The sequence below is a fragment of the Streptomyces sp. NPDC002574 genome, from assembly GCF_042889545.1.
Classification (GTDB): domain Bacteria; phylum Actinomycetota; class Actinomycetes; order Streptomycetales; family Streptomycetaceae; genus Actinacidiphila.
Map to the genome: position 1 here is coordinate 1 of NZ_JBIARB010000018.1, position 25125 is coordinate 25125.

At 73.0% G+C, this 25125-nt stretch carries 24 protein-coding genes; 12 read left to right on the forward strand and 12 right to left on the reverse strand.

The features are described 5' to 3' along the window. Nucleotides 1–513 precede the first annotated feature (513 nt). Nucleotides 514–1512: a tryptophan--tRNA ligase gene (gene trpS / locus ACFYXS_RS34155; RefSeq protein ID WP_389255380.1), complete on the forward strand. Its 999-nt coding sequence runs from the start codon at nucleotides 514–516 to the stop codon at nucleotides 1510–1512. 57 nt (nucleotides 1513–1569) lie between these two features. Here trpS and proC read toward each other — a convergent pair whose 3' ends face one another. The 3 genes from proC to ACFYXS_RS34170 form a co-directional block, all read right to left on the reverse strand. Continuing rightward, complete coding sequence (gene proC, locus ACFYXS_RS34160) at nucleotides 1570–2379, reverse strand: pyrroline-5-carboxylate reductase (RefSeq protein ID WP_389255382.1); 810 nt, start codon at nucleotides 2377–2379, stop codon at nucleotides 1570–1572. A 68-nt stretch (nucleotides 2380–2447) separates the two neighbouring features. Beyond that, nucleotides 2448–3185, reverse strand: coding sequence for an ABC transporter permease (locus ACFYXS_RS34165; protein WP_389255384.1), 738 nt, complete (start codon nucleotides 3183–3185; stop codon nucleotides 2448–2450). Then, nucleotides 3182–3988, reverse strand: a complete 807-nt coding sequence (locus ACFYXS_RS34170; RefSeq protein ID WP_389255386.1) for an ABC transporter ATP-binding protein — start codon at nucleotides 3986–3988, stop codon at nucleotides 3182–3184. Before ACFYXS_RS34170 ends, ACFYXS_RS34165 begins: the two co-directional genes overlap by 4 nt. Nucleotides 3989–4147: 159 nt before the next feature. Here ACFYXS_RS34170 and ACFYXS_RS34175 point away from each other — a divergent pair, with 159 nt between their 5' ends. The 3 genes from ACFYXS_RS34175 to ACFYXS_RS34185 all read left to right on the forward strand — a co-directional run bounded on the left by ACFYXS_RS34175 (nucleotide 4148) and on the right by ACFYXS_RS34185 (nucleotide 6984). Next, nucleotides 4148–4531: a hypothetical protein gene (locus tag ACFYXS_RS34175; protein ID WP_389255388.1), complete on the forward strand. Its 384-nt coding sequence runs from the start codon at nucleotides 4148–4150 to the stop codon at nucleotides 4529–4531. Between the two features lie 333 nt (nucleotides 4532–4864). Next, nucleotides 4865–6349 (forward strand): SulP family inorganic anion transporter, encoded by a 1485-nt coding sequence (locus ACFYXS_RS34180; RefSeq protein WP_389255390.1) that lies wholly within the window; start codon nucleotides 4865–4867, stop codon nucleotides 6347–6349. 158 nt (nucleotides 6350–6507) lie between these two features. Further along, complete coding sequence (locus ACFYXS_RS34185) at nucleotides 6508–6984, forward strand: hypothetical protein (RefSeq protein WP_389255392.1); 477 nt, start codon at nucleotides 6508–6510, stop codon at nucleotides 6982–6984. Here ACFYXS_RS34185 and ACFYXS_RS34190 read toward each other — a convergent pair. The 3 genes from ACFYXS_RS34190 to ACFYXS_RS34200 form a co-directional block, all read right to left on the reverse strand. Beyond that, a complete protein-coding gene (locus tag ACFYXS_RS34190; RefSeq protein WP_389255394.1) occupies nucleotides 6981–7769 on the reverse strand; it encodes a class I SAM-dependent methyltransferase in 789 nt (262 codons plus the stop codon). The genes ACFYXS_RS34185 and ACFYXS_RS34190 overlap by 4 nt on opposite strands. A gap of 65 nt (nucleotides 7770–7834) precedes the next feature. Continuing rightward, entirely contained in the window at nucleotides 7835–8140 is a 306-nt protein-coding gene (locus ACFYXS_RS34195; protein ID WP_389255632.1) for an SH3 domain-containing protein, read from the reverse strand. Between the two features lie 142 nt (nucleotides 8141–8282). Next, a complete protein-coding gene (locus ACFYXS_RS34200; RefSeq protein WP_389255396.1) occupies nucleotides 8283–8600 on the reverse strand; it encodes an SH3 domain-containing protein in 318 nt (105 codons plus the stop codon). A gap of 123 nt (nucleotides 8601–8723) precedes the next feature. Between ACFYXS_RS34200 and ACFYXS_RS34205 the strand changes: the two genes are divergently transcribed. Next, on the forward strand, nucleotides 8724–10919 hold the full coding sequence (locus ACFYXS_RS34205) for a serine/threonine-protein kinase (protein WP_389255398.1): 2196 nt from the start codon (nucleotides 8724–8726) through the stop codon (nucleotides 10917–10919). Between the two features lie 37 nt (nucleotides 10920–10956). Here the strand turns inward: ACFYXS_RS34205 and ilvD are convergent, their stop codons facing one another. The 4 genes from ilvD to ACFYXS_RS34225 form a co-directional block, all read right to left on the reverse strand. Beyond that, nucleotides 10957–12810, reverse strand: a complete 1854-nt coding sequence (gene ilvD, locus ACFYXS_RS34210) for a dihydroxy-acid dehydratase (protein ID WP_389255400.1) — start codon at nucleotides 12808–12810, stop codon at nucleotides 10957–10959. Nucleotides 12811–12938: 128 nt separating this feature from the next. Then, nucleotides 12939–13604 (reverse strand): TetR family transcriptional regulator, encoded by a 666-nt coding sequence (locus ACFYXS_RS34215; protein WP_389255402.1) that lies wholly within the window; start codon nucleotides 13602–13604, stop codon nucleotides 12939–12941. Continuing rightward, complete coding sequence (locus ACFYXS_RS34220; protein ID WP_389255404.1) at nucleotides 13604–14407, reverse strand: sugar phosphate isomerase/epimerase family protein; 804 nt, start codon at nucleotides 14405–14407, stop codon at nucleotides 13604–13606. The genes ACFYXS_RS34215 and ACFYXS_RS34220 overlap by 1 nt, the downstream gene beginning before the upstream one ends. Nucleotides 14408–14573: 166 nt before the next feature. Continuing rightward, entirely contained in the window at nucleotides 14574–15512 is a 939-nt protein-coding gene (locus tag ACFYXS_RS34225) for a Ppx/GppA family phosphatase (RefSeq protein WP_389255406.1), read from the reverse strand. A gap of 101 nt (nucleotides 15513–15613) precedes the next feature. On the opposite strand from ACFYXS_RS34225, the gene ACFYXS_RS34230 reads away from it, so the two are divergent. Then, on the forward strand, nucleotides 15614–16453 hold the full coding sequence (locus ACFYXS_RS34230) for a hypothetical protein (protein WP_389255408.1): 840 nt from the start codon (nucleotides 15614–15616) through the stop codon (nucleotides 16451–16453). Here ACFYXS_RS34230 and ACFYXS_RS34235 read toward each other — a convergent pair. After that, nucleotides 16450–18150, reverse strand: coding sequence for a sigma-70 family RNA polymerase sigma factor (locus ACFYXS_RS34235; protein WP_389255410.1), 1701 nt, complete (start codon nucleotides 18148–18150; stop codon nucleotides 16450–16452). The genes ACFYXS_RS34230 and ACFYXS_RS34235 overlap by 4 nt on opposite strands. A gap of 287 nt (nucleotides 18151–18437) precedes the next feature. Here ACFYXS_RS34235 and radA point away from each other — a divergent pair, with 287 nt between their 5' ends. Together radA and disA are read left to right on the forward strand one after the other, a co-directional pair. Continuing rightward, nucleotides 18438–19826, forward strand: coding sequence for a DNA repair protein RadA (gene radA, locus ACFYXS_RS34240; protein ID WP_389255634.1), 1389 nt, complete (start codon nucleotides 18438–18440; stop codon nucleotides 19824–19826). 66 nt (nucleotides 19827–19892) lie between these two features. Beyond that, nucleotides 19893–21023, forward strand: coding sequence for a DNA integrity scanning diadenylate cyclase DisA (gene disA, locus ACFYXS_RS34245; RefSeq protein WP_319663590.1), 1131 nt, complete (start codon nucleotides 19893–19895; stop codon nucleotides 21021–21023). Nucleotides 21024–21093: 70 nt separating this feature from the next. On the opposite strand, the gene ACFYXS_RS34250 is transcribed toward disA, so the two are convergent. Further along, the gene (locus ACFYXS_RS34250; protein WP_389255412.1) at nucleotides 21094–21909 is read right to left on the reverse strand and encodes a hypothetical protein; all 816 of its coding nucleotides are present in this window, start codon (nucleotides 21907–21909) and stop codon (nucleotides 21094–21096) included. 195 nt (nucleotides 21910–22104) lie between these two features. On the opposite strand from ACFYXS_RS34250, the gene ACFYXS_RS34255 reads away from it, so the two are divergent. The 4 genes from ACFYXS_RS34255 to cseB all read left to right on the forward strand — a co-directional run bounded on the left by ACFYXS_RS34255 (nucleotide 22105) and on the right by cseB (nucleotide 25123). After that, on the forward strand, nucleotides 22105–22983 hold the full coding sequence (locus ACFYXS_RS34255) for an A/G-specific adenine glycosylase (RefSeq protein ID WP_389255414.1): 879 nt from the start codon (nucleotides 22105–22107) through the stop codon (nucleotides 22981–22983). A gap of 118 nt (nucleotides 22984–23101) precedes the next feature. Beyond that, complete coding sequence (locus tag ACFYXS_RS34260) at nucleotides 23102–23707, forward strand: SigE family RNA polymerase sigma factor (RefSeq protein ID WP_389255416.1); 606 nt, start codon at nucleotides 23102–23104, stop codon at nucleotides 23705–23707. Next, on the forward strand, nucleotides 23692–24447 hold the full coding sequence (locus ACFYXS_RS34265; protein WP_389255418.1) for a hypothetical protein: 756 nt from the start codon (nucleotides 23692–23694) through the stop codon (nucleotides 24445–24447). Before ACFYXS_RS34260 ends, ACFYXS_RS34265 begins: the two co-directional genes overlap by 16 nt. Continuing rightward, a complete protein-coding gene (cseB, locus tag ACFYXS_RS34270; RefSeq protein ID WP_389255420.1) occupies nucleotides 24440–25123 on the forward strand; it encodes a two-component system response regulator CseB in 684 nt (227 codons plus the stop codon). The genes ACFYXS_RS34265 and cseB overlap by 8 nt, the downstream gene beginning before the upstream one ends. Nucleotides 25124–25125 lie beyond the last annotated feature (2 nt).

Sequence of the window (25125 nt, forward strand, 5' to 3'; positions counted from 1 at the left end):
CACCCTCTGGAGCGGGTGTGCCGTCCGGCTTTCGCTTTCCGGCTTTTCCGACTCTATCAGACCGTTTCCGGCCCGATCCCCAGTCAGCGGGGTTTTTGTTTCGCGCCTTCCGGCGTGTCCACTACTTTAGCGGATTCCCTCCGCGACTCATAATCGAGCCATTCGGACCGAATTTCGGCACGCCGAAATCGACCCCGCAGGGAAAGAGTGCAGTAGTGGGTTGCCGCCGGGCGGCTTGAGTGGCTGCCGTTGGAAGGTGACCCGTCCGAGGCAGCTAGAGAACACTACACCACGCCCTCACGTGCTTCAAACCTGTGGCCGGCAACGCGTTTGAGGGCTACCGTCAGGACATGACCACGCATGCGCACACGAACCTGTGGTGGGCCGCCTGAGGCGGCCGACCCCACTGCGCATGCACCCAACGGCCGCCGCTCCGGCGGCCGTCTGTGTTTCCCCTGCGGGCCGCCGGGTCGACGGGTCCGGCACGCCGGACGACAGCAGGAGGAGACAGAGATGACGCGGGTCTTCAGCGGGATCAAGCCGACCGGGCACCTGACCCTGGGCAACTACCTGGGGGCTGTTCGGCAGTGGGCCGCGGTGAACCAGCACCAGGCCGAGTCCCTCTTCTGCGTGGTGGATCTGCACGCGCTGACGGTGGACCACGATCCCGCCCGGGTGCGCCGGCTCAGCCGGCAGGCCGCGACCCTGCTGCTCGCGGCGGGACTGGACCCGGCGGTGTGCACCCTCTTCGTCCAGAGCCATGTGGACGAACACGCCCGTCTGGCCTACCTCCTGGAGTGCGCCGCCACGGACGGGGAGATGCGGCGGATGATCCAGTACAAGGAGAAGGCCGCCCAGGAGCAGCGCCGCGGCGGCAGCGTGCGGCTGTCGCTGCTGACGTATCCGGTGCTCATGGCGGCGGACATCCTGGCGTACCGGACGGACGAGGTGCCGGTCGGAGACGACCAGGCGCAGCACGTGGAGCTGACCCGGGACCTGGCGGAGCGCTTCAACCAGCGGTACGGGCCGGTGTTCGCGGTGCCCCGCGCGGTGCTGCCGCCGGTGGCCGCGCGGGTGATGAACCTGCAGGACCCGACCGCGAAGATGGGGAAGTCCGACGACACCGGCCCCGGGATCGTCTATCTGCTCGACGAGCCGGAGGCGGTCCGCAAGAAAGTGATGCGGGCGGTGACCGACAGCGGCGAGGACGTGGCGTACGACCGTGAGGAGCGGCCGGGCGTGGCGAACCTGCTGGAGATCCTGTCGGCGTGTTCGGGACGGCCGCCGCAGGAGCTGGCCGCGGAGTACGACTCGTACGGGGCGCTGAAGAAGGACACCGCGGAGGCGGTGGTCGAGGAGCTGCGGCCGTTGCGGGAGCGGCACGCGGAGCTGGCGGCCGATCCGGGGTACGTCGACGGGGTGCTCCGGACGGGGGCGGAACGCGCGCGGGCGCTGGCGCGGCCGACGGTGGACTCGGCGTACCGGGCGATCGGGCTGCTGCCCCCCGCGTGAGACGGCACAAAGGGGACTGCCGCCCCGGGTGCCGGGAGCGGCGGTCCCCTCAGGACGTCAGCCGTTGCCGGAGGCGAGCTCGCGGCTGCGGTCGCGGGCGGCTTCCAGTGCGGCGATCAGGGCGTGGCGCACACCGTGCTTCTCCAGCTCGCGGATGGCGTTGATGGTGGTGCCGGCCGGGGAGGTGACTGCCTCGCGCAGTTTGACTGGGTGCTCGCCGCTGTCGCGGAGCATGACAGCGGCGCCGATCGCGGACTGCACGATGAGGTCGTGCGCCTGGGCGCGGGGCAGGCCGAGGAGGATGCCGGCGTCGGTCATGGCCTCGACCAGGAAGTAGAAGTACGCGGGGCCGGAGCCGGACAGCGCGGTGGCGGCGTCCTGCTGGTACTCGGGGATGCGCAGGGTCTTGCCGACCGGCTGGAAGATGTCCTCGGTGCGGACGAGGTGCTCCTCGCGCGCGTGGCTGCCCGCGGAGATGACCGACATGCCCTCGTCGACGAGGACGGGGGTGTTGGGCATGACGCGGACGACCGCGATGCCGGCGGCGAGGCGTTCTTCGAAGAAGGAGGTCGGCACGCCGGCCGCGGCGCTGATGACGAGCCGGTCGGCGGCGAGGTGCGGGGCCAGCTCGTCCAGGAGGGCGGACATGTCCTGCGGCTTGACGGCGAGGATGAGGGTGTCCGCGGCCTTGGCGGCCTCGTGGTTGGAGACGGCGTCGACGCCGTAGCGGGCGCGCAGTTCCTCGGCGCGGGCCGGGCGGCGGGCGGTGACCAGGAGGTTTTCCGGCTTCCAGCCGGCGCGGAGCATGCCGGAGAGCAGGGCCTCGCCGATCTTCCCGGTGCCGAGCACGGCGACTTTCTGGGTCATGCGGCCATCTTCGCACCGGGGACGGCGGCCGCGGGGTCGCTGTCCACGGTGCGGTCGGGCGCGTCGGGTCAGGCGGTGCGGCGGCGCAGGGTCGCGGCGCCGAGTGCCAGGGCGATGGCGGCGCTTCCCGCGACGACGGCGAGGTCGCGGAGGAAGTCGCCGGTGATGTCGGTGTGGGTGAGGACCTGCTGCATGCCGTCGACGGCGTAGGACATGGGCAGCACATTGGAGACGGCCTCCAGGACGGGCTGCATCCGGCCGCGGGGCATGAGCAGTCCGCACAGGAGGAGCTGCGGCAGCAGTACGGCGGGCATGAACTGCACGGCCTGGAACTCGCTGGCGGCGAAGGCGCTGACGAAGAGACCGAGGGCGGTGCCGAGGCAGGCGTCGGCGAGGGCGACCACAAGGAGCAGCCAGGCGGACCCGGTGACGTTCAGGCCGAGGACGAGGACGGCGAGGCCGGTGGCCAGTACCGCCTGGACGACCGCGACGGCGCCGAAGGCGAGCGCGTACCCGGCCAGCAGGTCGCCCTTGCCGAGCGGCATCGACAGGAGGCGCTCCAGGGTGCCGGAGGTCCGCTCGCGAAGGGTGGCGATGGACGTGACCAGGAACATCGTGATGAGCGGGAAGATGCCGAGCAGCGAGGCGCCGACGGTGTCGAAGGTGCGGGGGCTGGCGTCGTAGACCCAGGACAGCAGCGTGAGCAGTACGCAGGGGACGACGACCATGAGGGCGATGGTGCGTGGGTCGTGGCGCAGCTGGAGCAGCACGCGGCGGGCGGTGGCGAGGGTGCGGTGCGTGCTCATCGGACGGCCTCCTCGGCCTCGTTCGGGGTCGCGGGGTGCGGGGCCGTGCGGCCGGACGCCTCGTCGACGAGGCGCAGGAAGGCCTCCTCGACGGTGGCGGCGCCGGTTCGGGAGCGCAGGGAGTCGGGGCTGCCCTGCGCGAGGATGCGCCCCTCGCGCATGAGGAGCAGGCGGTGGCAGCGCTCGGCCTCGTCCATGACGTGGCTGGAGACGATGAGGGTGGCGCCGCGTTCGGCGGCGAGTCGGTGGAAGAGCTCCCACAGGTCGCGGCGGAGGACGGGGTCCAGGCCGACGGTGGGCTCGTCCAGGACGAGGAGTTCGGGCGAGCCGAGCAGGGCGACGGCCAGCGAGACGCGGTTGAGCTGTCCCCCGGAGAGGTTGCCCGCCAGCGCCCCGGCGTGCGAGGTGAGGTCGACGTCGGCGATGGCCCGGTCGACGTGGTCGCGGGCGTCGCCGCCGAGGACCGCGGCGAAGTAGTCGAGGTTCTGCCGGATCGTCAGATCGAGGTAGACGGACGGTGCCTGGGTCACGTATCCGATCCGGGGGCGCAGGTCGCGGTGTCCGCCGGGCCGGCCGAGCACGTCGAGGGTGCCGCTGACGCGGGCCTGGGTGCCGACGACGGCGCGCATGAGGGTCGACTTGCCGCAGCCGCTGGGGCCGAGCAGTCCGGTGATCTCACCGCGCGGGACGGTGAAGTCGAGGCCGTCCAGGACGGTGCGGCCGCCGCGCAGCACGGTCAGGCCGGCGGCGTGGACGGCGGGACCCGGAGCCGGTGCGGCGGGGTCCTCGGCTTTATTCATCATGCGGTGAATACTGCTCCCGTGATGGCCGCCCGTCAAGGAGCGCCGAGTACATCCATTCGAGTGACGGATCATTTACGCTGCGTTAACCTCATGAGCTTGCACAATGGGGGAGCCGACCGGGCAGAATGGAGACCGCGACATCTCGGGGTGGGGGCAACGATGAGCTGGAGCAAGGGAGTTGTGCGCTTCGTCGCCGTCGGCGCCGGACTGCTGCTCTCCCTGTTCCTCGCCATCGGCTGTGCCGCCGCGGAGCCCGCGCCCACGGCAGTGCGCGCGGTGGGAGTCGGCGCCGCGCACGAGCGGGCCGAGCAGCGGCAGTGCCTGATCCACCGCCACGAGGGCAACGGCCTGCGCCTCGTGGTGCCCGGGGCGCTCGGCGTCCCGTCACCGGCCCCGCGCACCGGCGTCGCTGCCGCCGCTCCGGGCCTGACCGCCGACGGGCGGACGTCCGTCGGTGTCGCTGCGCCGCGCACCGCACGCCAGGCCGTCCCGCTGACCAGATCCGGCGAACTTCCGGTCTTCCTCCAGGTGTTCCGCTGCTGACGGACCAGGCCGCGACGCCGCCCGTCACCGTCTGACGTCCCGTTTCGACGACGTCCCGCGGACCGCTGCCGCGTGCGGCCGTCCGGGCACCGCCGCGGACTCCCGACCCCCCACACAGTTCGACCCCGCACGCCCCCGCCCGTCGCCGGGCGCCGGGGCGCAATGGAGGCCACCCGAAATGAAGACCTTCATCGACGCTGCCCGCGATGTCCCGCCGGCACGTCCCGTCACCGATCCGGGCTCCTTGACCGATTCCGGCTCCGAACCCGGCTCCTTCGTCGTCCCCGCACCGGGGTCCGCGCCCGTCCCGTCCGCCGACACCTTCCCTCCCCGGTGATCCGCCGGATCCGGGGTGTCCCGGCCCGGCCCGCGACGTTGCGCGCCGACCTCACGGCCTCGCTCGTCGTCTTCCTGGTCGCCCTGCCCCTGTGCGTGGGGGTCGCCGTGGCCTCCGGGGTGCCGGCCGAACTCGGTCTCGTCACCGGCATCGTGGGCGGACTGTTCACGGGGCTGCTGCCGGGCAGCAGCCTCCAGGTGTCCGGCCCGGCGGCCGGACTCACCGTCCTGGTCCTCGAGGCCGTGCGGGAGTTCGGGCTGCCGGCGCTCGGTGTGCTCGTACTCACCGCGGGCGTGCTGCAGATGCTCATGGGCGCGCTGCGGTTCGGCCGCTGGTTCCGGGCGATCTCCCTCGCCGTCGTGCAGGGGATGCTCGCCGGGATCGGGCTGGTGCTGATCGCGGGGCAGGTGTACGCGTTGGCGGACGTCAAGGCCCCCGCCTCCGGCCCCGCCAAGATCGCCGGGGTCGCCGGACTCGCCGGCGACGTGTTCGGCTCCGGCGCGGCGCTCGCCGCCCTCGCCCTCGGGGTCGGCACGATCGCCGTCCTGGTGCTGTGGCCCCGCGTCCCGGGCGCCACGCGCGTGCTGCCCGGGCCGCTGGCCGCGGTCGCGCTCGCCACGGCGGCGGCGGTGCTGCTCCGGCTGCCGGTCGCCCGGGTCGAGGTCCGGGGGCTGCTCGACGCCGTACAGCCGCCGGGTGCCGGGCAGTTCGCACAGCTGGCGAGTGTGTCGATGATCGGCACGGTGCTGGCGTTCACGCTGATCGCCTCCGCCGAGAGCCTGTTCAGCGCCGCCGCGGTGGACCGGCTGCACGACGGGCCGCGCACCGACTACGACAGGGAACTGATCGCACAGGGCGCGGGCAACGCCCTCTGCGGGGCACTCGGAGCCCTGCCGATGACCGCCGTGATCGTGCGCAGCGCCGCCAACGTCCAAGCGGGCGCCCGTACCAAGGCGTCCCGGGTGCTGCACGGGGTGTGGCTGCTGCTGTTCGCCGCGCTGCTGCCGGCCGCGCTCGGCGTGATCCCGGTCGCGGCCCTGGCGGGCGTGCTGGTACACGCGGGCTGCAAGCTCGTCCCGTTCCGCGCGCTGGTGCCGCTGTGGCGGGAGCACCGGGGCGAGGCCGTCGTCCTGGTGGTGACGGCAGTCGCCATCGTCGTCACCAACATGTTCGAGGGCGTGCTGGTCGGGCTGCTGACGGCCGTGGTCAAGGCGGCGTGGGAGACCTCCCACACCCACGTCGAGATCGACGACCGGGGCGGCGGACCGATCGTCGTGCGTGTCCTGGGCAGCGCCACCTTCCTGCGCCTGCCCAAACTGCTCGACCAGTTGGAGGCGCTCCCGCGGAACCGCGCCCTGGAACTCGACCTGCGGCGGCTGCGGCACCTGGACCACGCCTGCGGCATGGCGCTGGCCGGCTGGGCCGAGCGGCACAACGAGGAGGGGGTGACACCGGTACGCGTGCAGCGGGCGCCGGCCTGAGCGACCGGTGCGACCGGGCCGTGCGGCGGCCGGGATCCCGGGCGCCCCACGGCCCGGGATCCCGGCCGCCTGCCGGGTCCCGGCCCTGACACCGGCTCCGGGCCGACTCAGGGACATCCCCTATGGCTTCCGGCGCGACCCCGGGCGACCGTGGCGGTATGAGCCGTTCTACCGATCCATCCCGTCCGTCACGGGACGTGACCCGCGGTGAGAAGCGTCAACTGGCGCTGGCCTCGGCCACCCTCGGCCCCTGGCGGCCCGCCGCCGCGGTCGGCGCCATCGGCGGCGGGGTCTCCCTGGCCGTGTCCGCCGTCGGCGGCGACTTCGGATTCGGCGTGGTCGCCGGGGCCTGCTCCGTCGCCCTGATGCTCTTCTTCCTCGTCGGCGGCGCCGGGGCGGTGACGGGACGCGGACCGCGTTCCGACCGCCGCATCCGCCGCTGGGCGGCCGAGCACCCCTGGCGCGTGGCGCTCGTACCGGGCGGCATGCTGCTCGTCACCGACCTCGTGATGCGCCAGATCCTCACCTCCGAGGGCTTCTTCGGCAGCCTCTGGGACGGCCTGTGGCGTGGGGCGCTCGTCGCGGGCGTCGTCGGTGTCGTCGGATCGGTGGCGGCGTCCCGCCGGGCCGGCTAGTCCGTCCCGTCCTTCACGGCGACGGTCAGCGCGACCCGGTACGGCTCGACGACCAGGCCGTCCGGGAAGAGCGCCAGCAGCTCGCGCCGCTCCTCCGCCAGCAGCCGGGCGGCCGCGTCCGGATCCATCACGGCGAAGTACGACCGGCTGCCCAGCATCGCCAGGTGCGTGTCCACGGGGACCGTGCGGGTCCAGCGGAGCAGACGGGAGAGCGGTCTCAGCCCGAGGCCGGGACCGAGCGAGAGCAGCACGCTCTCGGCGTCACCGCCCAGGCCGAACTCGTGGTGCCCGGGCACGCGGGCGGCGAGCCGGGCCTCCTGCTCCACGATCCACGGCACGTCGGTGTCCGGCAGGTTCCACCACAGCGCGAACGCGCCGCCCGGCCGCAGCACGCGCGCCGCCTCCGGCGCCGAGCGCGCCGGGTCCGTCCAGTGCCACGCCTGCGCGTACGTCACGAAGTCGGCGACGCCGGCGGCGAACGGCAGGGTGTTCCCGTCCCCGCGCACAAGCGGCACTCCCGGCTGCCCGGCCCGCAGTTGCGCCGCCATCCCCGATCCGGGCTCCACCGCCGTCACGTGCGCCCCGCGCCCCCGCAGCAGCGCGGTGGCTATCCCCGTCCCGGCCCCGACGTCCAGCACGACCGCGCCCGCGAGGGTGCGGCCCGCCATCTCCTCGACGGCGTCGAACATCTCACCGGGGTATCCCGGGCGCGCGGCGGCGTACTGCGCGGCCACGGCGTTGAACGACTGGGCGAACACGCGGCGGTGCGTCGGCTGTGAGGTCATGCCGGTTGTCTTCCCCACGGTGCGGTCCCCCGACCCCTGGGCGGGGGGACCGCACGGGCCAGGGGTCAGCCGCAGCGGCCGGCTACGTAGCCGTCGCTGCCGGTGTGCACGTAGGCATCGGACACGTACTGTCCCGAGGCGATCCGGTCCCAGATGTTGCTCGTGCCGTAATAGCCGTCGACCGTCGTACCGGGCGTCTGGCAGATGATGGGGACCTGTACGTCGTACGGAAGGATCTTGACGATCTGGAAACTCGTCCCAGGACCGGTCCTGACGTTCAGGCGGGTGTCCGGGGCGACGGGGTAATAGATCACATCGGCCGCCGCTGCGTCGGCCGCCCCTCCGAGCACCAGGAGCACCGCTCCGGCCACGCCGGCCGCGCCCGCTGCTAAGAGGCCGCGCCGCTTCTTGCCTGTCTTCAACACACCCTGCTCCTCGCGAAGGGGACAAAGGTCAGGTGCCGCGGGAGACCGCTGCACCTCGTACAGCCGAGTCGTCGATGGCGACGCGATGTCAGCAGCGGGACGTGACGAAGCCGTCGCTGCCGGTGTGCACGTACGCGTCGGAGACGTACTGGTCGGGGCCGATGCGGTCCCAGATGTTGCTCGTGCCGTAGTAGCCGGCGACGTTGGTGCCCGTCGTCTGGCAGAAGATCGGAACCTTGGCATCGGTGGGCAGCATCCTGACGATCTGGTAGCTGGTCCCGGGGCCGCTCCGGACGTTCAGACGGCAGTCCGGGGCCACCGGGTAGTACACCAGGCCGGTCGTCGCAGCCGCTGCGACGAGTGCGCCCCCGGCCTCCGCGGGCACGTCAAGACTGTTCTCGGCCATTGGCCCTCCCCCGTGAACATTTACGCTCTGTCAAGTGCAGGCTAGCAATCCGAGTCTTCGCCGTAAGGACGATCGGTTAGGCTCCGTAGGTTGCGGCCACGGACGAACACACGGGGGTGGGTCATGCCGACATCGGGCAGGCCCGGCACGGGTCCGGAACCGGAACGTCCGGAATACGCGGGGCAGTACCTCCTGGAGAGCCGGCTCGGCGCCGGTGGCATGGGGGTGGTGCATCTGTCGCGCTCCACCTCCGGCATGCGGCTGGCCATCAAGGTCGTGCACGAGGAGCTGGCGGCGGATCCCGAGTTCAGAGCGCGTTTCCGCCAGGAGGTCGGCGCCGCGCGCCGGGTCAGCGGGGCCTTCACGGCGCCCGTCGTGGACGCGGACCCCGACGCCGAACGGCCATGGATGGCGACGCTCTACATTCCCGGCCCGACGCTCGCCCAGTTCGTGAAGCGGAACGGTTCGGTGGCCCCGGCTCAGGTGCGGTATCTGATGGCGGGCCTCGCCGAGGCGTTGCGCGATATTCACCGGGTCGGCGTCGTGCACCGGGACCTGAAGCCGAGCAACGTACTGCTGGCCGCCGACGGTCCGAAAGTGATCGACTTCGGCATCTCACGGCCGTCCGACAGCGACCTCCGCACGGAGACCGGCAAGCTCATCGGCACTCCGCCCTTCATGGCACCGGAGCAGTTCCGGCAGCCGAAGTCGGTCGGGCCGGCCGCCGACGTCTTCGCCATGGCGAGCGTTCTCGTGCACGCCGCGACGGGGCGCAGCCCGTTCAACTCGGACAGCCCGTACATCGTGGCCTACCAAGTAGTGCACGAAGAGCCGCAGTTGGAGGGCATACCGGACGACCTGCGGCCACTCATCGAGCGATGCCTCGCCAAGGATCCCGGCGACCGCCCGACCCCGGACGCCATGATGACGGAGCTCAGGGAGATCTCGGCCTCGTACGACACCCAGACCTTCAGCTCCTTCGACCTCGAGGACCCGGTCGCGGCCCGGCGGGCGCCGCGGCATCGTCATCCCCTCCACGACCACGACCCCGGCGGCCCGGCCGCATCCGCGGCGCGGGACGGACTCACCGGCGGAACCGCGCCCCGCCGCGGCAAGCGGTGGCGAGTGGCCGCCGCCGCGGCACTGACCGCCCTGGCCGCGGTCGGCGCCTTCACGGCACTCGGCCACTTCGGCACCCCGGGACAGGTGGACGCGGGCAAGGATCGTCCGAAGGCGCCCGCCGTCGTCTTCAAGCCCTGGTCCGCGACGTCGCTGGCGGCCGGGCAATCGAGGGGGATGGCCGCCTGCTCCTACGGCGGGCACGCCTTGTACTGCACGCGGAAGGGTTACGAAGCGTCACGGCTGAACCCCGACGACGGCACGCTGCAGTGGGCCGTCCGCACGAGTGGCGACCGTGGTGCCGACAGCGCACCGGAGCGCCCGGTCCTGTACGGCGGCGTACTCCACGTCACCACCGACGACGGCAGGCGGCTGGACGGTCTCGATCCCGCCACCGGCGGCAGGCGCTGGTCCCTGGACGTCTCCGCCTCCGAGGGAGCGTTCTACGACACCGGGGGGACCGTGCTCCTCGGCGGTCCCGGCGATGTCGTGACCGCGGTGGACGGGGTCACGGGCAAGGAGCGCTGGCGCAAGAAGCTGCGCGGCCACATGCATCCGTTCTTCGTCCGGTACGGAGATACGGATCCCCTTTACGCCGTCGAGGGCACGGGCAACGGCCGGCGCACGCTGGTGAGCGTCGTGGACCCGGACGACGGATCCGTGCGGCGGCAGCGGGAGTTCGAGGGCCAGCTCACGCCGATCGGGGGTTCGGGGACCGACCTGTTCCTCACGGCCATGGACGACTACTCGCGCACCGACGCGGTCGTACGGATGGACACCGCCGGCTGGTCCCTGCGCCGTGTACCGCTCACCGGCCCCCTGGACGCCGCGCTGGCGGTGGTGCAGGGCGGCACGGTGTACGTCCTCGCATATGGAGGGGCGCTGGTGGCCGTCGACACCTCTCGTCCGGGACTCCCGGCCGAACAGGCCCAACGGTGGCGTCTGGAGTCCTCGGTGAGCCACGGCTCCCTGCCCGTCGCGGTGGGTGACCGTCTCTACTTCTCCTCGTCCGACGGGCGGGTGCTGGCTGTCGACGCCGAACGCGGCACCTTCGTCGGCCAGACCGCGCCGCGGCTGGGCACGGTCATGGGCAACACGGAGTCGCCCCCCTCCCCCGTCGTCGCCGACGGCAAGGTGTTCGCGACCGCGCCCGACGGCACCGTGTTCGCCGTGGACGCGAAGGACCCCTCCCGCTGGTGAGGGCGGAAGGGGTCGAGGGCGTCGGCGGCGGGGTCGGTCAGCCGTCGAGCTTGCCGACGTCGCGGACGGCGCCCTTGTCGGCGCTGGTCGCCATCGCCGCGTAGGCCTTGAGCGCCAGGGAGACCTTGCGCTCGCGTCCCGCCGGGGCGTAGACGCCGCCGAGGGCGGCGCGGCGTGCGGCCAGGTCCTCGTCGGTGACCAGGAGTTCGATGGTGCGGCCGGGGATGTCGATCCGGATGCGGTCGCCGTCCTCGACGAGGGCGATCGTGCCGCCGGAGGCCGCCTCGGGGGACGCGTGGCCGATGGAGAGGCCCGAAGTGCCGCCGGAGAAGCGGCCGTCGGTGATGAGGGCGCAGCTCTTGCCGAGGCCGCGGCCCTTGAGGAAGGAGGTGGGGTAGAGCATCTCCTGCATGCCGGGGCCGCCCTTGGGGCCCTCGTAGCGGATGACGACGACGTCGCCCTCCGTGATCTCCTTGCGGAGGATCTTGTCGACGGCCTCCTCCTGGGACTCGCAGACCACGGCCGGTCCCTCGAAGGTCCAGATGGACTCGTCGACGCCGGCGGTCTTCACCACGCAGCCGTCGACGGCGAGGTTGCCGCGGAGCACGGCGAGGCCGCCGTCCTTGGAGTACGCGTGCTCGGCGGAGCGGATACAGCCCTCGGCGGCGTCGGTGTCCAGGGCCTCCCAGCGCTCGGACTGGGAGAAGGCCTCGGCGGAGCGGACGCAGCCGGGGGCGGCGTGCCAGAGTTCCTCGGCCTCCGCGGAGGGGGAGCCGCCGCGGACGTCCCAGGTCTTGAGCCAGTCGGCGAGCGACGGGGAGTGGACGGAGTGGACGTCCTCGTTGAGCAGGCCGGCCCGGTGGAGTTCGCCGAGCAGGGCGGGGATGCCGCCGGCGCGGTGCACGTCCTCCATGTAGTACGTGCGGTTCTTCGCGACGTTGGGAGCGACCTTGGCCAGGCACGGCACGCGCCGCGAGACGGCGTCGATGTCGGTCAGGCCGAAGGGGACGCCCGCCTCCTGGGCGGCGGCGAGCAGGTGGAGGATCGTGTTGGTGGAGCCGCCCATGGCGATGTCGAGGGCCATGGCGTTCTCGAAGGCCTCGAACGTGGCGATCGAGCGCGGCAGCACGGACTCGTCGTCCTGCTCGTAGTAGCGCCGGGTGATGTCCACGACCGTGCGGCCGGCGTCCTCGTACAGCCCCTTGCGGGCGGTGTGGGTGGCCAGGACCGAGCCGTTGCCGGGCAGGGACAGGCCGATCGCCTCGGTGAGGCAGTTCATCGAGTTGGCGGTGAACATGCCCGAACACGAGCCGCAGGTGGGGCAGGCGTTCTCCTCGATGCGGAGGATGTCCTCGTCGGAGATCTTGTCGTTGACGGCGTCGGCGATCGCGTCGATGAGGTCCAGGGTGCGCACGGTGCCGTCGACGAGCGTCGCGCGGCCGGCCTCCATGGGGCCGCCGGAGACGAAGACGGTGGGGATGTTGAGCCGCAGGGCGGCCATCAGCATGCCCGGGGTGATCTTGTCGCAGTTGGAGATGCAGATCAGCGCGTCGGCGCAGTGCGCCTCGACCATGTACTCGACGGAGTCGGCGATCAGGTCGCGGGAGGGCAGCGAGTAGAGCATGCCGCCGTGGCCCATGGCGATGCCGTCGTCGACGGCGATGGTGTTGAACTCGCGCGGCACGGCGCCCGCGGCCTTGATCGCCTCGCTCACGATGCGGCCCACGGGCTGCAGGTGGGTGTGCCCGGGCACGAACTCCGTGAAGCTGTTGGCCACGGCGATGATCGGCTTGCCGATGTCCTCGCTCGCTACGCCCGAGGCCCGCATGAGGGCGCGCGCGCCTGCCATGTTGCGGCCGTGGGTGACTGTGCGGGACCTCAGCTCGGGCACGGGGACCACTCCCTACGTTTCCATCCTGGAGCCTTCGAGCGTACTGCCCGGGCCGCCGCCGGGGACGGTGTGTCCGTATTGCGGACGCGAGGTCCACGGAATGGAAGCCTCGCACACCGGGGGCGCCGTCACCCGGTGGCGGCGCCGGGATCGGGGTCGGCCAGGTAGCGCTGGAGGGTCGGGGCGACGAGGCGGACGACCTCCTCCATGTCCGCCGACGCCAGCGGCTCGATGCGCATGACGTAACGCATCATCGCGATGCCGATCATCTGGGAGGCGGCGAGCTCGGCGCGCAGCCGCGGGTCGGGGACCTTCAGCTCCCCCGCCACGCGCTCCAGCATCCGCCGCAGGACGATGCCGCGCAGCACGCTCGCGGCGGTCTCGTTGGTGACCGCCGAGCGCAACACGGCCAGCATGGGGGCCCGGGTGACCGGGTTCTCCCAGACGCTCACGAAGAAGCGGGCGAGCCGCTCGCCCACGCCGTCCGGGCCGACCGCCAGGACGTCGGGGACGCCGAACGCCGGCTCGAAGGTCATCTCGATGGACGACTCGAAAACCTGCTCCTTGGCCCCGAAGTAGTGGTGCACCAGGGCCGCGTCCACACCCGCCGAGCGGGCGATCGAGCGGATCGAGGTCTTGTCGTAGCCGCGGGCGGAGAACTCCTCGCGCGCGGCGGCCAGGATGCGGTCCCGGGTCTCGGCCGTGCCCGACCGCGCTCCGGCAGGGCGTCCGCGGCCGCGCCGTCCGGTGGCCGCGCGCCCCGGGGGCTCGGCGTCGTCCGGGCCCTTGGGCATCAGCCCACCTGCGCCGCGGCGGCCAGGTGCAGCCGGGTGAAGGCCAGCGCCTCCGCGAGGTCGGCCTCCCGCTCGGCGGCGGACATCGCGCGCCGGGTGTTCACCTCGATCACCACGTGCCCGTCGAAACCGCCGGTGGCGAGCCGTTCCAGCAGTTCGGCACACGGCTGAGTACCGCGCCCGGGCACCAGGTGCTCGTCCTTGCCGGAGCCGCTGCCGTCGGCGAGGTGCACGTGGCCGAGCCGGTCGCCCATGCGCCCGAGCATCTCCATCGTCTCGGTGCGGGCGGTGGCCGTGTGCGACAGGTCGATGGTGAAGTGCCGGTAGTCCTCGCCGGTGGGGTCCCAGTCGGGGGCGTACGCGAGCATCTCGCGGTCGCGGTAGCGCCACGGGTACATGTTCTCCACCGCGAAGCGCACGTCCGTCTCGTTCGCCATCCGCCAGATGCCGGAGACGAAGTCCCGCGCGTACGCGCGCTGCCACCGGAAGGGCGGGTGGACGACGACCGTCGACGCGCCGAGCTTCTCCGCGGCCGCGCGGGCCCGCTGGAGCTTCACCCACGGGTCGGTCGACCAGACGCGCTGCGTGATCAGCAGGCAGGGCGCGTGCACCGCGAGCACCGGCATGCCGTGGTAGTCCGACAACCGGCGCAGTGCCTCGACGTCCTGGCTGACCGGGTCGGTCCACACCATGACCTCGACGCCGTCGTACCCGAGCCGGGCCGCGATCTCGAAGGCCGTCGCCGTCGACTCGGGGTACACGGACGCCGTGGACAGCGCGACCTTCGCATCGGGTACGCGCACGGTGTGTTCGTTCGGGTCCACAGGGTCAGGGGCTGCCACGGGGAACAGCGTACGGCGGCCGGTCCGCCGAACGGCACATCGCACCGGGCCGACGTGACGCGATCGACACGGCGCGGGAGGCCCGGCGCGCGGGGTCCCGACGGCGTCCCAAGGGGCTCCCGGCGGGTCAGACCCGCTCGCTGACCATGAGGTCCAGCCGTCGCAGGATCACGCCCTCGCGCAGCGCCCAGGGGCAGATCTCCAGTTCCGTCACGCCGTACAGGTCCATCGCCGCGTCGGCGACGAGGGCACCGGCGAGCAACTGCCGTGCGCGGCCCTCCGAGACGCCGGGCAGCTGCTTGCGGGCACCCTCGGTCATCGCCGCGAGCCGGGGGACCCACTCGGCGAGCGACTTCCGGGTCAGCGTGCGCTGGATGTACAGCCCCTCGGCGGAGCGGGCGGCGCCGGCGATGCGGGCGAGCTGCTTGAAGGTCTTGGAGGTGCCGACGACGTGGTCGGGCGCGCCGATGCGGCTGAACCCGGCGACGGTGCGGGCGATCTCGGCCCGTACGTGCTTGCGCAGCGAGCGGACGTCCTCGCCGGCCGGCGGGTCGCCGGGCAGCCATCCGCTGGTGAGCCGGCCCGCGCCGAGCGGCAGCGAGACGGCGGCGACCGGCTCCTCGTCCATGCCGTAGGCGACCTCCAGGGAGCCGCCGCCGATGTCGAGCATCAACAGCCGCCCGGCGGACCACCCGAACCAGCGACGGGCGGCCAGGAAGGTCAGCCGCGCCTCGTCCTCGCCGGAGAGCACGGTGAGGTCGACGCCGGTCTGCTCGGCCACCCGGGCCAGCACCTCGTCGCCGTTGGCCGCCTCGCGGACCGCTGAGGTCGCGAACGGCAGGACCTCCTCGACGCCCTTGTCCTCGGCGACCACCAGGGCCTCGGCGACCTGGGAGATCAGCCGACGGACACCGTCCTCGCAAATAGCGCCCCGGTCGTCCAGCAGCTCCGCCAGTCGCAGCTCCGCCTTGTGGGAATAGGCGGGAAGCGGACGCGCGCCAGGATGCGCGTCCATGACCAGCAGGTGGACGGTATTGGAACCCACGTCGAGGACACCGAGTCTCATGCCCGGAAACCTACTGCTCCGGGTAGTTTCCCGGGACATGCGGGGTGCGCGCTGCCGCGCGGGTGACCACCGAACAAGCTCCACATGCTTACCCTGACATCGTGGCGAAGGCGAAAAAGGCGACGAAGCGGCAGGAACACCCGGTCATCGAGGACGAGGTCGGCCTCGACTTCCCCCGTGCATGGGTGGAGTTCCCCGATCCGGCCGACGACGAACAGATCTTCCGCTGCGACCTGACCTGGCTCACCTCGCGCTGGAACTGCATCTTCGGGCGCGGCTGCGAGGGCATCCAGGAGGGTCGCGCGAGTGACGGATGCTGCACCCTGGGCGCGCACTTCTCGGACGACGACGACGAGAAGCGGGTGGCCGGGCACGTGGACCGGCTCTCCCCCGAGCTGTGGCAGTTCCACGACGTCGCCGCGCAGGAGGGCGACAAGGGCGGCTGGACCGAGGTCAACGAGGACGGGGACCGGCAGACCCGGCGCCACAAGGGCGCCTGTGTCTTCCTCAACCGCCCCGGCTTCGCGGCCGGCGCCGGCTGCGCGCTGCACCTGCTGGCCCTCAAGGAGGGCCGCGAGCCGCTGGAGACCAAGCCGGACGTCTGCTGGCAGCTGCCGATCCGCCGGACGTACGACTGGATCGACCGGCCCGACGACACGCGCGTGCTGCAGATCTCCATCGGTGAGTACGACCGGCGCGGCTGGGGCCCGGGCGGCCATGATCTGCACTGGTGGTGCACCGGCGCGCGCTCGGCGCACGGCGCGGGCGACCCGGTCTACGTCTCGTACCGCGCGGAACTGACCGAACTCATGGGCACGCAGGCGTACGCGGCGCTCGTCGAGCTCTGCGAGCAGCGTCTCGCCTCGCTGCTGCCGATGGCACCGCACCCGGCCGACCCGGCCCCGGGACACGGCCAGGGGCAGGGCCGGGCGGAGGGTTAGGACGACGGGGATCCGGACGGCTCGCCGCTGGGCGAGCCGGACGGCGAGGGATCCGGCGTGGGAGACGTCGACGGCTTGGGCGAGGGGTCGGGGGACGGGGGCTGCGACGGGGCTCCCGTCCCGTAGATCGTGACGACACCGCCCGACGGGTCGAAGACGATCCGCGCGGTCCACGCGCCCGCCGGCTCCCGGTCGCGGTCCACCGACACCGTGATCGTCGTGGAGTCCCCCGGCCGCAGCATGCCGCGCCGCCGGCTGAGGTGCAGCCAGGGCGCCGAGCGCGCGGCGGACCAACGCACGGCCCGGTCGCCCTCCGCCTTGAGCGTGATGACGGTCACGTCGCCCTCGGTGCGAGCGGCGACGACGAGCCGTCCCTCACGGTGGGCGGGGCGGCCGCCGTGGTCACCGCCCGCGTCCACGTCCGCGCCCTTCGTGGCACGGCTCGACGGCGACGCCGCATCGTGCCCGCCGGCCGACGGGGAGGCGTCCGGCGCCGCGGGGGAGGCCGAGGCGACCGACACCGACAGCCGTCCGGGGCCGCCGCGCTGGGAACGCCCACGCTCCGCGCTGCCCGCGGCACCGGCCTTCTCGTACGGGAAGCCCTCCAGCCCGTCGCCGTCCGCCGCGGTGAAGGAACCTTCCCCCTTCTGCTCAGGGGCCAGCGGCGCCCCGTGGTACGCCGCCCACAGCGCCAGCACCGGGGCCGCCACCACGGCCGCCACGACGGTGGAGGTCACCGCGCGGTGCCGCATCCGGGCGCGGCGCGCGGTGCGTTCCTTCAGGTCCATGGGGAAGCCGCGCCGGTCGAAGCGCGGAGTGCTCTGGCGGGCCCGCCCGATGCCGCCGCGCATGGCGTGCAGCAGGGCGGCGTACGCGGCCGAGCGCGGCGCCTCGATGGTGGCCAGCACGGCGGTCGCCGCGGTGGTCGCCAGACCGGGCCACGGGCCGGCGGCGACCGCGCGCTCCGCGGTCAGCCGGCAGTGCGAGCAGACGTCGACGTGGTGGACCAGCTCGCGGCGCAGGGCCGTGCCGAGCAGCACCCGGGCGTCCCCCGCGAGCCGGGCGACCGCCGGGCAGTTGCCCAGTTCGACGACGGCGAGGGCGGCCCGGGTCCGCTCCACCTCGCAGGCGGCCTGCGCGAGCAGCGCCCGGGTGGCGTCCGGCTCCAGGCCGACGACCAGCGCGACCTCGTGCGGGGCCAGCTGGTGGCGTACCGCGAGCTCCAGCACCTCGCGCTGCTCCGGCGTCGTGCCGGCCGCCTCGGGCCAGGCCAGCGCGGACAGCTCGCCGCGGCGCCGGGCGGCCACCTCGGCGGAGGCCTTCACCGACGCCGGGCGGCCGTCGGCCAGCGTGCGCAGGCAGGCCCAGCGGGCCAGCGCGTACAGCCAGGGGCGGCGCAGTTCGGGGTTGCGCAGCCGGGCGCGCTGCCGCTCGGCGACCGCCAACACGTCGCCGAGGGCCACGGCCGCGGCGTCGTGCTCGCACAGGACCGACAGGCAGTAGGTGAACAGCCCGTCCAGGTACGGCTCGTAGTGGGCGGGCGGCTGCGAGGGCAGCGTGCCGTTCGGCCGGGGCCGGCGCCGTCCCGCCGCCGGGCCGGCCCCGCCGCCCGCCGCGGCGCGGCCGCGCTGGACCGGCGCGCGGTGTCGGCGGTGCGCGCCGGTTGTCTGCGAGGGTGTCTCAGGCCTGCTGCTCATCACTCCGTGACGGTAGGCCCACGGTCCGTACACCCTCAGCCGTCACGGCGGGCTTTAACCCAATTGGGTGGTGATCCCGCCCGAAAGAGCACACCCCGATCACCCTCCGGGGCGATGGATCGGGCGTGTGCGCGAGCGCTCCGCGGCGGGAAACGGGGACGGCGGCGGACGAGCGCGGCCACGGGACGGCGGCGATGCGGGCACCTCCAGCGCCGGCAGCACTGTCGGCGCTGTCGGCGCTGCAAGCGCTGCCTGCACTGTCGGTGGTTACCGATACCGTGCACGGCATGGCTGCCCGGACTCGCCCCGCATCAAAGGACCGACCGTCCTACCGCTGTACTGAGTGCGGCTGGACGACCGTCAAATGGCTCGGCCGCTGTGGCGAGTGCCAGGCGTGGGGCACGATCGAGGAGTACGGCGGCGCCTCACCGGTGCGTACCACCGCGGCCGGCCGGGTGACGACGCCGGCGAAGCCCATCGGGCAGGTGGACGGCCGCCAGGCGACCGCGCGCGGCACGGGCGTGCCGGAGCTGGACCGGGTGCTGGGCGGCGGGCTGGTCCCCGGCGCGGTGGTGCTGCTCGCGGGGGAGCCGGGCGTCGGCAAGTCGACGCTGCTGCTGGACGTCGCCGCGAAGGCGGCCGGGCCCCAGGCGCGCACGCTCTATGTGACCGGTGAGGAGTCCGCGTCGCAGGTACGGCTGCGGGCCGACCGCATCGGCGCCCTGTCCGACCATCTCTACCTCGCCGCCGAGACCGACCTCTCGGCGGTGCTGGGGCACCTGGACGACGTCAAGCCGGCGCTGCTGGTCCTGGACTCGGTGCAGACCGTGGCCTCGCCGGAGATCGACGGCGCCCCCGGCGGCATGGCCCAGGTCCGCGAGGTCGCCGGCGCGCTGATCCGGGCGTCGAAGGAGCGCGGCATGTCGACGCTGCTCGTCGGCCACGTCACCAAGGACGGCGCGATCGCCGGTCCGCGGCTGCTGGAGCACCTGGTGGACGTGGTGCTGTCCTTCGAGGGCGACCGGCACGCCCGCCTGCGGCTGATCCGCGGGATCAAGAACCGCTACGGCGCCACCGACGAGGTCGGCTGCTTCGAACTCCACGACGAGGGCATCACGGGCCTCGCCGACCCCTCGGGCCTGTTCCTGACCCGGCGCGACGAGCCGGTGCCCGGCACCTGTCTGACGGTCACGCTGGAGGGCAAGCGCCCGCTGGTCGCCGAGGTGCAGGCGCTGACCGTGGACACCCAGATCCCCTCGCCGCGCCGCACGACCTCCGGTCTGGAGACCTCGCGCGTGTCGATGATGCTCGCGGTGCTGGAGCAGCGCGGACGCATCCGGTCGATCGGCAAGCAGGACATCTACACCGCCACCGTCGGCGGTGTGAAGCTCGGCGAGCCCGCCGCGGACCTCGCCGTGGCCCTGGCGCTGGCCAGCGCCGCGATCGACACCCCGCTGCCGAAGAACCTGGTCGCCGTGGGCGAGGTGGGCCTGGCGGGCGAGGTCAGGCGGGTCACCGGGGTGCAGCGGCGGCTAGCCGAGGCGGCCCGGCTGGGCTTCACCCACGCCCTCGTCCCGCCGGACCCGGGCAGGATTCCGGCGGGGATGAAGGTGACGGAAGTGACGGACATAGGGGACGCCTTGCGCGTCCTGCCCAAGAGGGCCCCCCGTCCGTGAGCCTTCCGACGGTAAACTTTGCCCTGGTCTCGCCCATCCGGGCATCCGTACGACCGGAGGAGAGCAGTGGCAGCCAATGACCGGGCGGCAGCTCCCGGCAAAGCCTGGGGTCGCGAGGGCTCCGGTACTGACAGCCTGATGCGCGCCTCCCTGAGCGCCGTGGCTCCCGGCACCAGCCTGCGCGACGGCCTGGAACGGGTCCTGCGCGGCAACACCGGCGGCCTGATCGTCCTGGGCATGGACAAGCTCGTCGAGTCGCTGTGCACCGGCGGTTTTGTACTGGACGTCGAGTTCTCCGCGACGCGCCTGCGCGAGCTGTGCAAGCTCGACGGCGCCCTCATCCTCGACAAGGACATCACCAAGATCCTGCGGGCCGGTGTCCAGCTCGTCCCGGACGCCGCGATCCCCACGGAGGAGACCGGCACCCGCCACCGCACCGCGCAGCGGGTCTCCATCCAGACCGGTTTCCCGGTGGTCTCCGTCAGCCAGTCGATGCGGCTGATCGCGCTGTACGTCGACGGTCAGCGCCGGGTCCTGGAGGACTCCGCGGCGATCCTCTCCCGCGCCAACCAGGCGCTGGCCACCCTGGAGCGCTACAAGCTGCGGCTGGACGAGGTCGCGGGCACGCTGTCCGCCCTGGAGATCGAGGACCTGGTCACGGTCCGTGACGTCACCGCGGTCGCCCAGCGCCTGGAGATGGTGCGCCGCATCGCCACCGAGATCGCGGAGTACGTGGTCGAGCTGGGCACCGACGGCCGGCTGCTCTCGCTCCAGCTGGACGAGCTGATCGCGGGCGTCGAGCCCGAGCGTGAGCTGGTCGTGCGCGACTACGTGCCCGAGCCGACCGCCAAGCGCAGCCGCACGGTCAGCGAGGCGCTGTCCGAGCTGGACTCGCTCCCCCAGGGCGAACTGCTCGAACTACCCACCGTGGCAAGGGCGCTGGGTTACGCCGGTTCCCCCGAGGCGCTGGACTCCGCGGTCTCGCCGCGCGGCTACCGGCTGCTGGCCAAGGTGCCGCGGCTGCCGAACACGATCGTGGAGCGCCTGGTGGAGCACTTCGGCGGGCTGCAGAAGCTGCTCGCGGCCAGCGTGGACGATCTGCAGACCGTCGACGGTGTCGGTGAGGCCCGCGCCCGCTCGGTCCGCGAGGGCCTGTCGCGCCTGGCGGAGTCCTCGATCCTGGAGCGCTACGTCTGACGGTCGGGCCGGCGCCCGCCGCCCGGGATGTCCCGGGCCGGTGCGCCGGCCGTCCTGACGCCCGTGTCGGTCAGGCGTCCTTCAGGACGAAGGACGTCTGCTTGGGCTGGAAGCCCGGCAGCCGCGCCTCGACGAGGTAGGTGCCCAGCGGCGCGGTCCGGACCTTGGGGGTCGCACACTGCGGCGCGCTGGTGGTGCGGTCCCAGCGCAGCTCGTAGGTGGTCGAGCTGTTCGCCGGCACCTGCAGCAGGTAACCGGAGCGGCTCCTGGGGCAGTCGTCGCTCGCCCAGCGGTGGTTGTCGTCCACGTCGGAGACGGTGAAGACGGCCGCGGTCGCCCCGAAGTCCAGCTTGCAGCTGACAGCCGAGGAGTTGGTGGCGGTCAGCGTGAACGTGGGCTTCTCACCGGGCTCGTAGGAGTTGTGCTCGCTGCGCAGGCTGAGCGTGACCGACGAGGAGGTGCAGTCGGGGAGGCTGGACCCGGCGGGCAGCTGCGCGCCGCCTCCGCTGCCGCTGCCGCCGCTGCCGGAAACGCCGCCGCCGTCGGTGGAACCACCGTCCGTGCCGCCGGACGCCGAGCCGCCGTCCGCACCCGTACCGCTGTCCGCGCCGCTGCCGCCGGTGTCACCGGTGTCACCGCCGGACGAACTGCCGTCCGTGGCACCGGAGTCACCGGCCCCGTCGGTGGAACCGCCGTCGGAGGAGCCGCCGCCGACCGAGCCGCCGGGGCGGGAGCTGTTGAGCGGGCCGCTGGCGGAGGGACCGGGTGTGATGGAGGGCACGGGGGTGTGGCCGCCGGGACCGCCCGCCCTGTTCCCGCCGCCCCCGTCACGGAAGTTGACGGCCCACACCACCAACGCGGTGATCACCAGGAGGAGGAGCAGCACAACAGCCCGTCGTCGCCAGTAGATGGAGGACGGGAGAGGTCCCACGGGATTGCGCACAGAGCCCACGCGCAAACCTTATGCGCTTTCCCTTGAATCGGACCAAGGCACGCGCGGCACGCAGGCAACTTGTGTGATTGATCAGCAGATCTCCCCTGCCCGCCGGGCGGGTTCCGGGGCCGTAGGATCGGTGACGCTATGAGCGAGCACCGTGATCTTCACTCCCCCGTGATCGACTGGTTCGACGAGAACGCCCGGGACCTTCCGTGGCGCCGCCCCGAGGCAGGCGCCTGGGGCGTCATGGTGAGCGAGTTCATGCTGCAGCAGACACCGGTCTCGCGGGTGCTGCCGGTGTACGAGCAGTGGCTGGAGCGCTGGCCCGATCCGGCGGCGCTCGCCGCCGAACCGCCCGGCGAGGCGGTCCGCGCGTGGGGCCGGCTGGGCTATCCGCGCCGGGCCCTGCGGCTGCACGCCGCCGCGACCGCGATCGCGCATCTCCACGACGGCCATGTCCCCACCGAGCACGCCGAGTTGCTGGCCCTTCCGGGCATCGGCGAGTACACGGCCGCGGCCGTGGCCTCGTTCGCGTACGGACAGCGGCACGCGGTGCTGGACACCAATGTGCGGCGGGTGTTCGCGCGCGCGGTGACCGGCGTGGAGTACCCGCCGAACGCCACGACGGCCGCCGAGCGCAAGGTCGCCCAGCGGCTGCTCCCCGCCGACGAGGCCACCGCCGCCCGCTGGGCCGCGGCCACGATGGAACTGGGCGCCCTCATCTGCACCGCGCGCGGCCCGGAGTGCGTGCGCTGCCCCATCGCCAAGCAGTGCGCCTGGCGGCTGGCCGGCTCTCCCGCGCACGAGGGCCCGCCGCGCCGCGGCCAGACGTACGCGGGAACCGACCGGCAGGTCCGGGGCAAGCTGCTGGCGGTACTGCGCGACGCGACCGCTCCAGTGCCGCAGGCGGCCCTGGACGCGGTCTGGCACGAGCCGGTGCAGCGCGCCCGCGCCCTGGACGGGCTGGTCTCCGACGGTCTGGTGGAGCCCTTGGCGGGCGGGGTGTACCGGCTGCCGGGCTGAGCCCGTTCCCCTACCCGGAAAGTCCGGTCGTTACACAACCGATGGGTTCCTGTGCGGCCGCTGTGCGGCTGCGGTGGCGAAAGCCGTACATGCCCTCCGTAGCGTCGGCCGCGTCGTGATGGAACGCACGGAGCGGAGGGACGCCATGGGGGCGAACGCCCAGGGGTCAGCCCAGGTGATGGACTTCGAGGAGTACGTACGGAGCCGTCAGGACGCCCTGCTGCGCAGCGCCCGCCGCCTCGTCCCGGACCCGATCGACGCGCAGGACCTCGTCCAGACCGCGCTCGCCCGCACCTACCCGCGGTGGGACGACATCGCCGACAAGAACCTCGCCGACGCCTACATGCGCCGAGTGATGATCAACACCCGTACCGAGTGGTGGCGGGCCCGGCGCCTGGAGGAGGTGCCGACCCCCGAGCTGCCCGAGGGCGCCGTCGACGACGGCTCCGAGCAGCGCGCGGACCGTGCCATGCTGCTGGACGCGCTGCAGGGCCTGGCGCCGAAGCAGCGCCAGGTGGTCCTGCTGCGCCACTACCGGCAGCTGAGCACGGAGGAGACGGCGCACGCTCTCGGCATGTCGGTGGGTACCGTGAAGAGCACACTGCACCGGGCGCTGGCGCGACTGCGCGCCGACCTCGAGGGGCAGAGCAACGGGTACGGAAAGTCCGAGGGGCCCGAAGGGTCCGGGGACGTCAGGACGGAGGGTGTGTGCGCCGCAGCATAGTCCCGGTCGGCGCCGCCGTCGCCGCGGTAGCGGTGTGCGGGTCGGCGCTCGTCGCCGTGACCAGCTGCCGTGACGCCGGCGGCGTGCGGGAGGAGGGCACCGTCCTGTCCTCGGCGCTCCCGGTGCCGGCGCCGCTGTTCACCAGTGCGGTACCGACGGCGCCGGCGCGCAAGGCCGTCGGCGGCGGTGTCACCCCGAGTCCGGCCCGTACGCCCGTCGCGGACGCGGTGCGCCTGGTGAAGTCCGACCCCAAGGTCGCCGAGGACATCCGCGCCCGGCTGGTGGCGTGCGTGGCCGCCTCGTCCGTCCCCGGATCGACCGTCCGCGACGGCGGCACCGGGACCGTGCCCGCGGCGCGGACACCGGTGCCGGCCGTCCAAGACCAGGAGATCCTGTACCCCGTCGACGACCGCTACGGCGACCTGACCGGCAGGGGCGCGGCCGACCTCGTCGTCACCGTCTCGACCTGCGGCGACGGGGTGGGCATCGGCGCGTACGTCTACCGCCGGGAGCACGGGAAGTACGTCAACGTCTTCGCCGACGAGCAGCCCCCCGTCTACGCCGAGATCAGCGACGGCAGCCTGAAGGTCACCCACCAGGTGTACGAGCCGCAGGACGCCGTGTCGAACCCCTCCGGCGAGGACATCACCACCTACCGGTGGAACGGGACGCGCTTCGACGAGATCTCCTTCAGTCATCGCGACTACGAGGCCGGCGACGAGGGCACGTCCCATGGCTGACACGCACGTCCTGTTCGTCGAGGACGACGACGTCATCCGCGAGGCCACCACGCTGGCGCTGGAGCGGGACGGCTTCGAGGTCACGGCCGTGCCCGACGGCCTGTCCGGGCTGGACGCGTTCCGCGCCCGCCGGCCCGACCTGGCGCTGCTGGACGTCATGGTGCCGGGGCTGGACGGGGTGAGCCTGTGCCGGCGCATCCGGGACGAGTCCACGGTGCCGGTGATCATGCTGTCTGCGCGGGCCGACGCGATCGACGTGGTGCTCGGCCTGGAGGCGGGCGCCGACGACTACGTGACCAAGCCCTTCGACGGGGCCGTGCTCACCGCCCGGATGCGGGCCGTGCTGCGCCGCTTCCGGCTGGCCGCGGCCGGCGAGGAGCCGGCCGGGGCCGGGGTGCTGGCCTTCGGCGACCTGGAGGTGGACCCGGAGGGCATGGAGGTGCGGCGCGGCGGCGAGCGGCTGGCGCTGACCCCGACGGAGATGCGGCTGCTGCTGGAGTTCTCGGCGGCGCCGGGCACCGTGCTGTCCCGGGACCGGCTGCTGGAGCGGGTCTGGGACTACGCGTGGGGCGGCGACACACGCGTCGTGGACGTCCATGTGCAGCGGCTGCGCGCCAAGGTCGGCCAGGACCGGATCGAGACGGTCCGCGGCTTCGGCTACAAGTTGCGGGGCTGAGC

Bases quoted from the DNA above. Each gene is read 5' to 3' on its own strand.
- proC (WP_389255382.1), bottom strand. From the start codon at position 2,379: ATGACCCAGAAAGTCGCCGTGCTCGGCACCGGGAAGATCGGCGAGGCC.
- cseB (WP_389255420.1), top strand. From the start codon at position 24,440: ATGGCTGACACGCACGTCCTGTTCGTCGAGGACGACGACGTCATCCGC.
- ACFYXS_RS34215 (WP_389255402.1), bottom strand. From the start codon at position 13,604: ATGCCCAAGGGCCCGGACGACGCCGAGCCCCCGGGGCGCGCGGCCACC.
- ACFYXS_RS34255 (WP_389255414.1), top strand. From the start codon at position 22,105: ATGAGCGAGCACCGTGATCTTCACTCCCCCGTGATCGACTGGTTCGAC.
- ACFYXS_RS34165 (WP_389255384.1), bottom strand. From the start codon at position 3,185: ATGAGCACGCACCGCACCCTCGCCACCGCCCGCCGCGTGCTGCTCCAG.
- ACFYXS_RS34205 (WP_389255398.1), top strand. From the start codon at position 8,724: ATGCCGACATCGGGCAGGCCCGGCACGGGTCCGGAACCGGAACGTCCG.
- ACFYXS_RS34170 (WP_389255386.1), bottom strand. From the start codon at position 3,988: ATGATGAATAAAGCCGAGGACCCCGCCGCACCGGCTCCGGGTCCCGCC.
- ACFYXS_RS34185 (WP_389255392.1), top strand. From the start codon at position 6,508: ATGAGCCGTTCTACCGATCCATCCCGTCCGTCACGGGACGTGACCCGC.
- trpS (WP_389255380.1), top strand. From the start codon at position 514: ATGACGCGGGTCTTCAGCGGGATCAAGCCGACCGGGCACCTGACCCTG.
- ACFYXS_RS34190 (WP_389255394.1), bottom strand. From the start codon at position 7,769: ATGACCTCACAGCCGACGCACCGCCGCGTGTTCGCCCAGTCGTTCAAC.
- ACFYXS_RS34175 (WP_389255388.1), top strand. From the start codon at position 4,148: ATGAGCTGGAGCAAGGGAGTTGTGCGCTTCGTCGCCGTCGGCGCCGGA.
- ACFYXS_RS34225 (WP_389255406.1), bottom strand. From the start codon at position 15,512: ATGAGACTCGGTGTCCTCGACGTGGGTTCCAATACCGTCCACCTGCTG.
- ACFYXS_RS34260 (WP_389255416.1), top strand. From the start codon at position 23,102: ATGGAACGCACGGAGCGGAGGGACGCCATGGGGGCGAACGCCCAGGGG.
- ACFYXS_RS34235 (WP_389255410.1), bottom strand. From the start codon at position 18,150: ATGAGCAGCAGGCCTGAGACACCCTCGCAGACAACCGGCGCGCACCGC.
- radA (WP_389255634.1), top strand. From the start codon at position 18,438: ATGGCTGCCCGGACTCGCCCCGCATCAAAGGACCGACCGTCCTACCGC.
- ACFYXS_RS34200 (WP_389255396.1), bottom strand. From the start codon at position 8,600: ATGGCCGAGAACAGTCTTGACGTGCCCGCGGAGGCCGGGGGCGCACTC.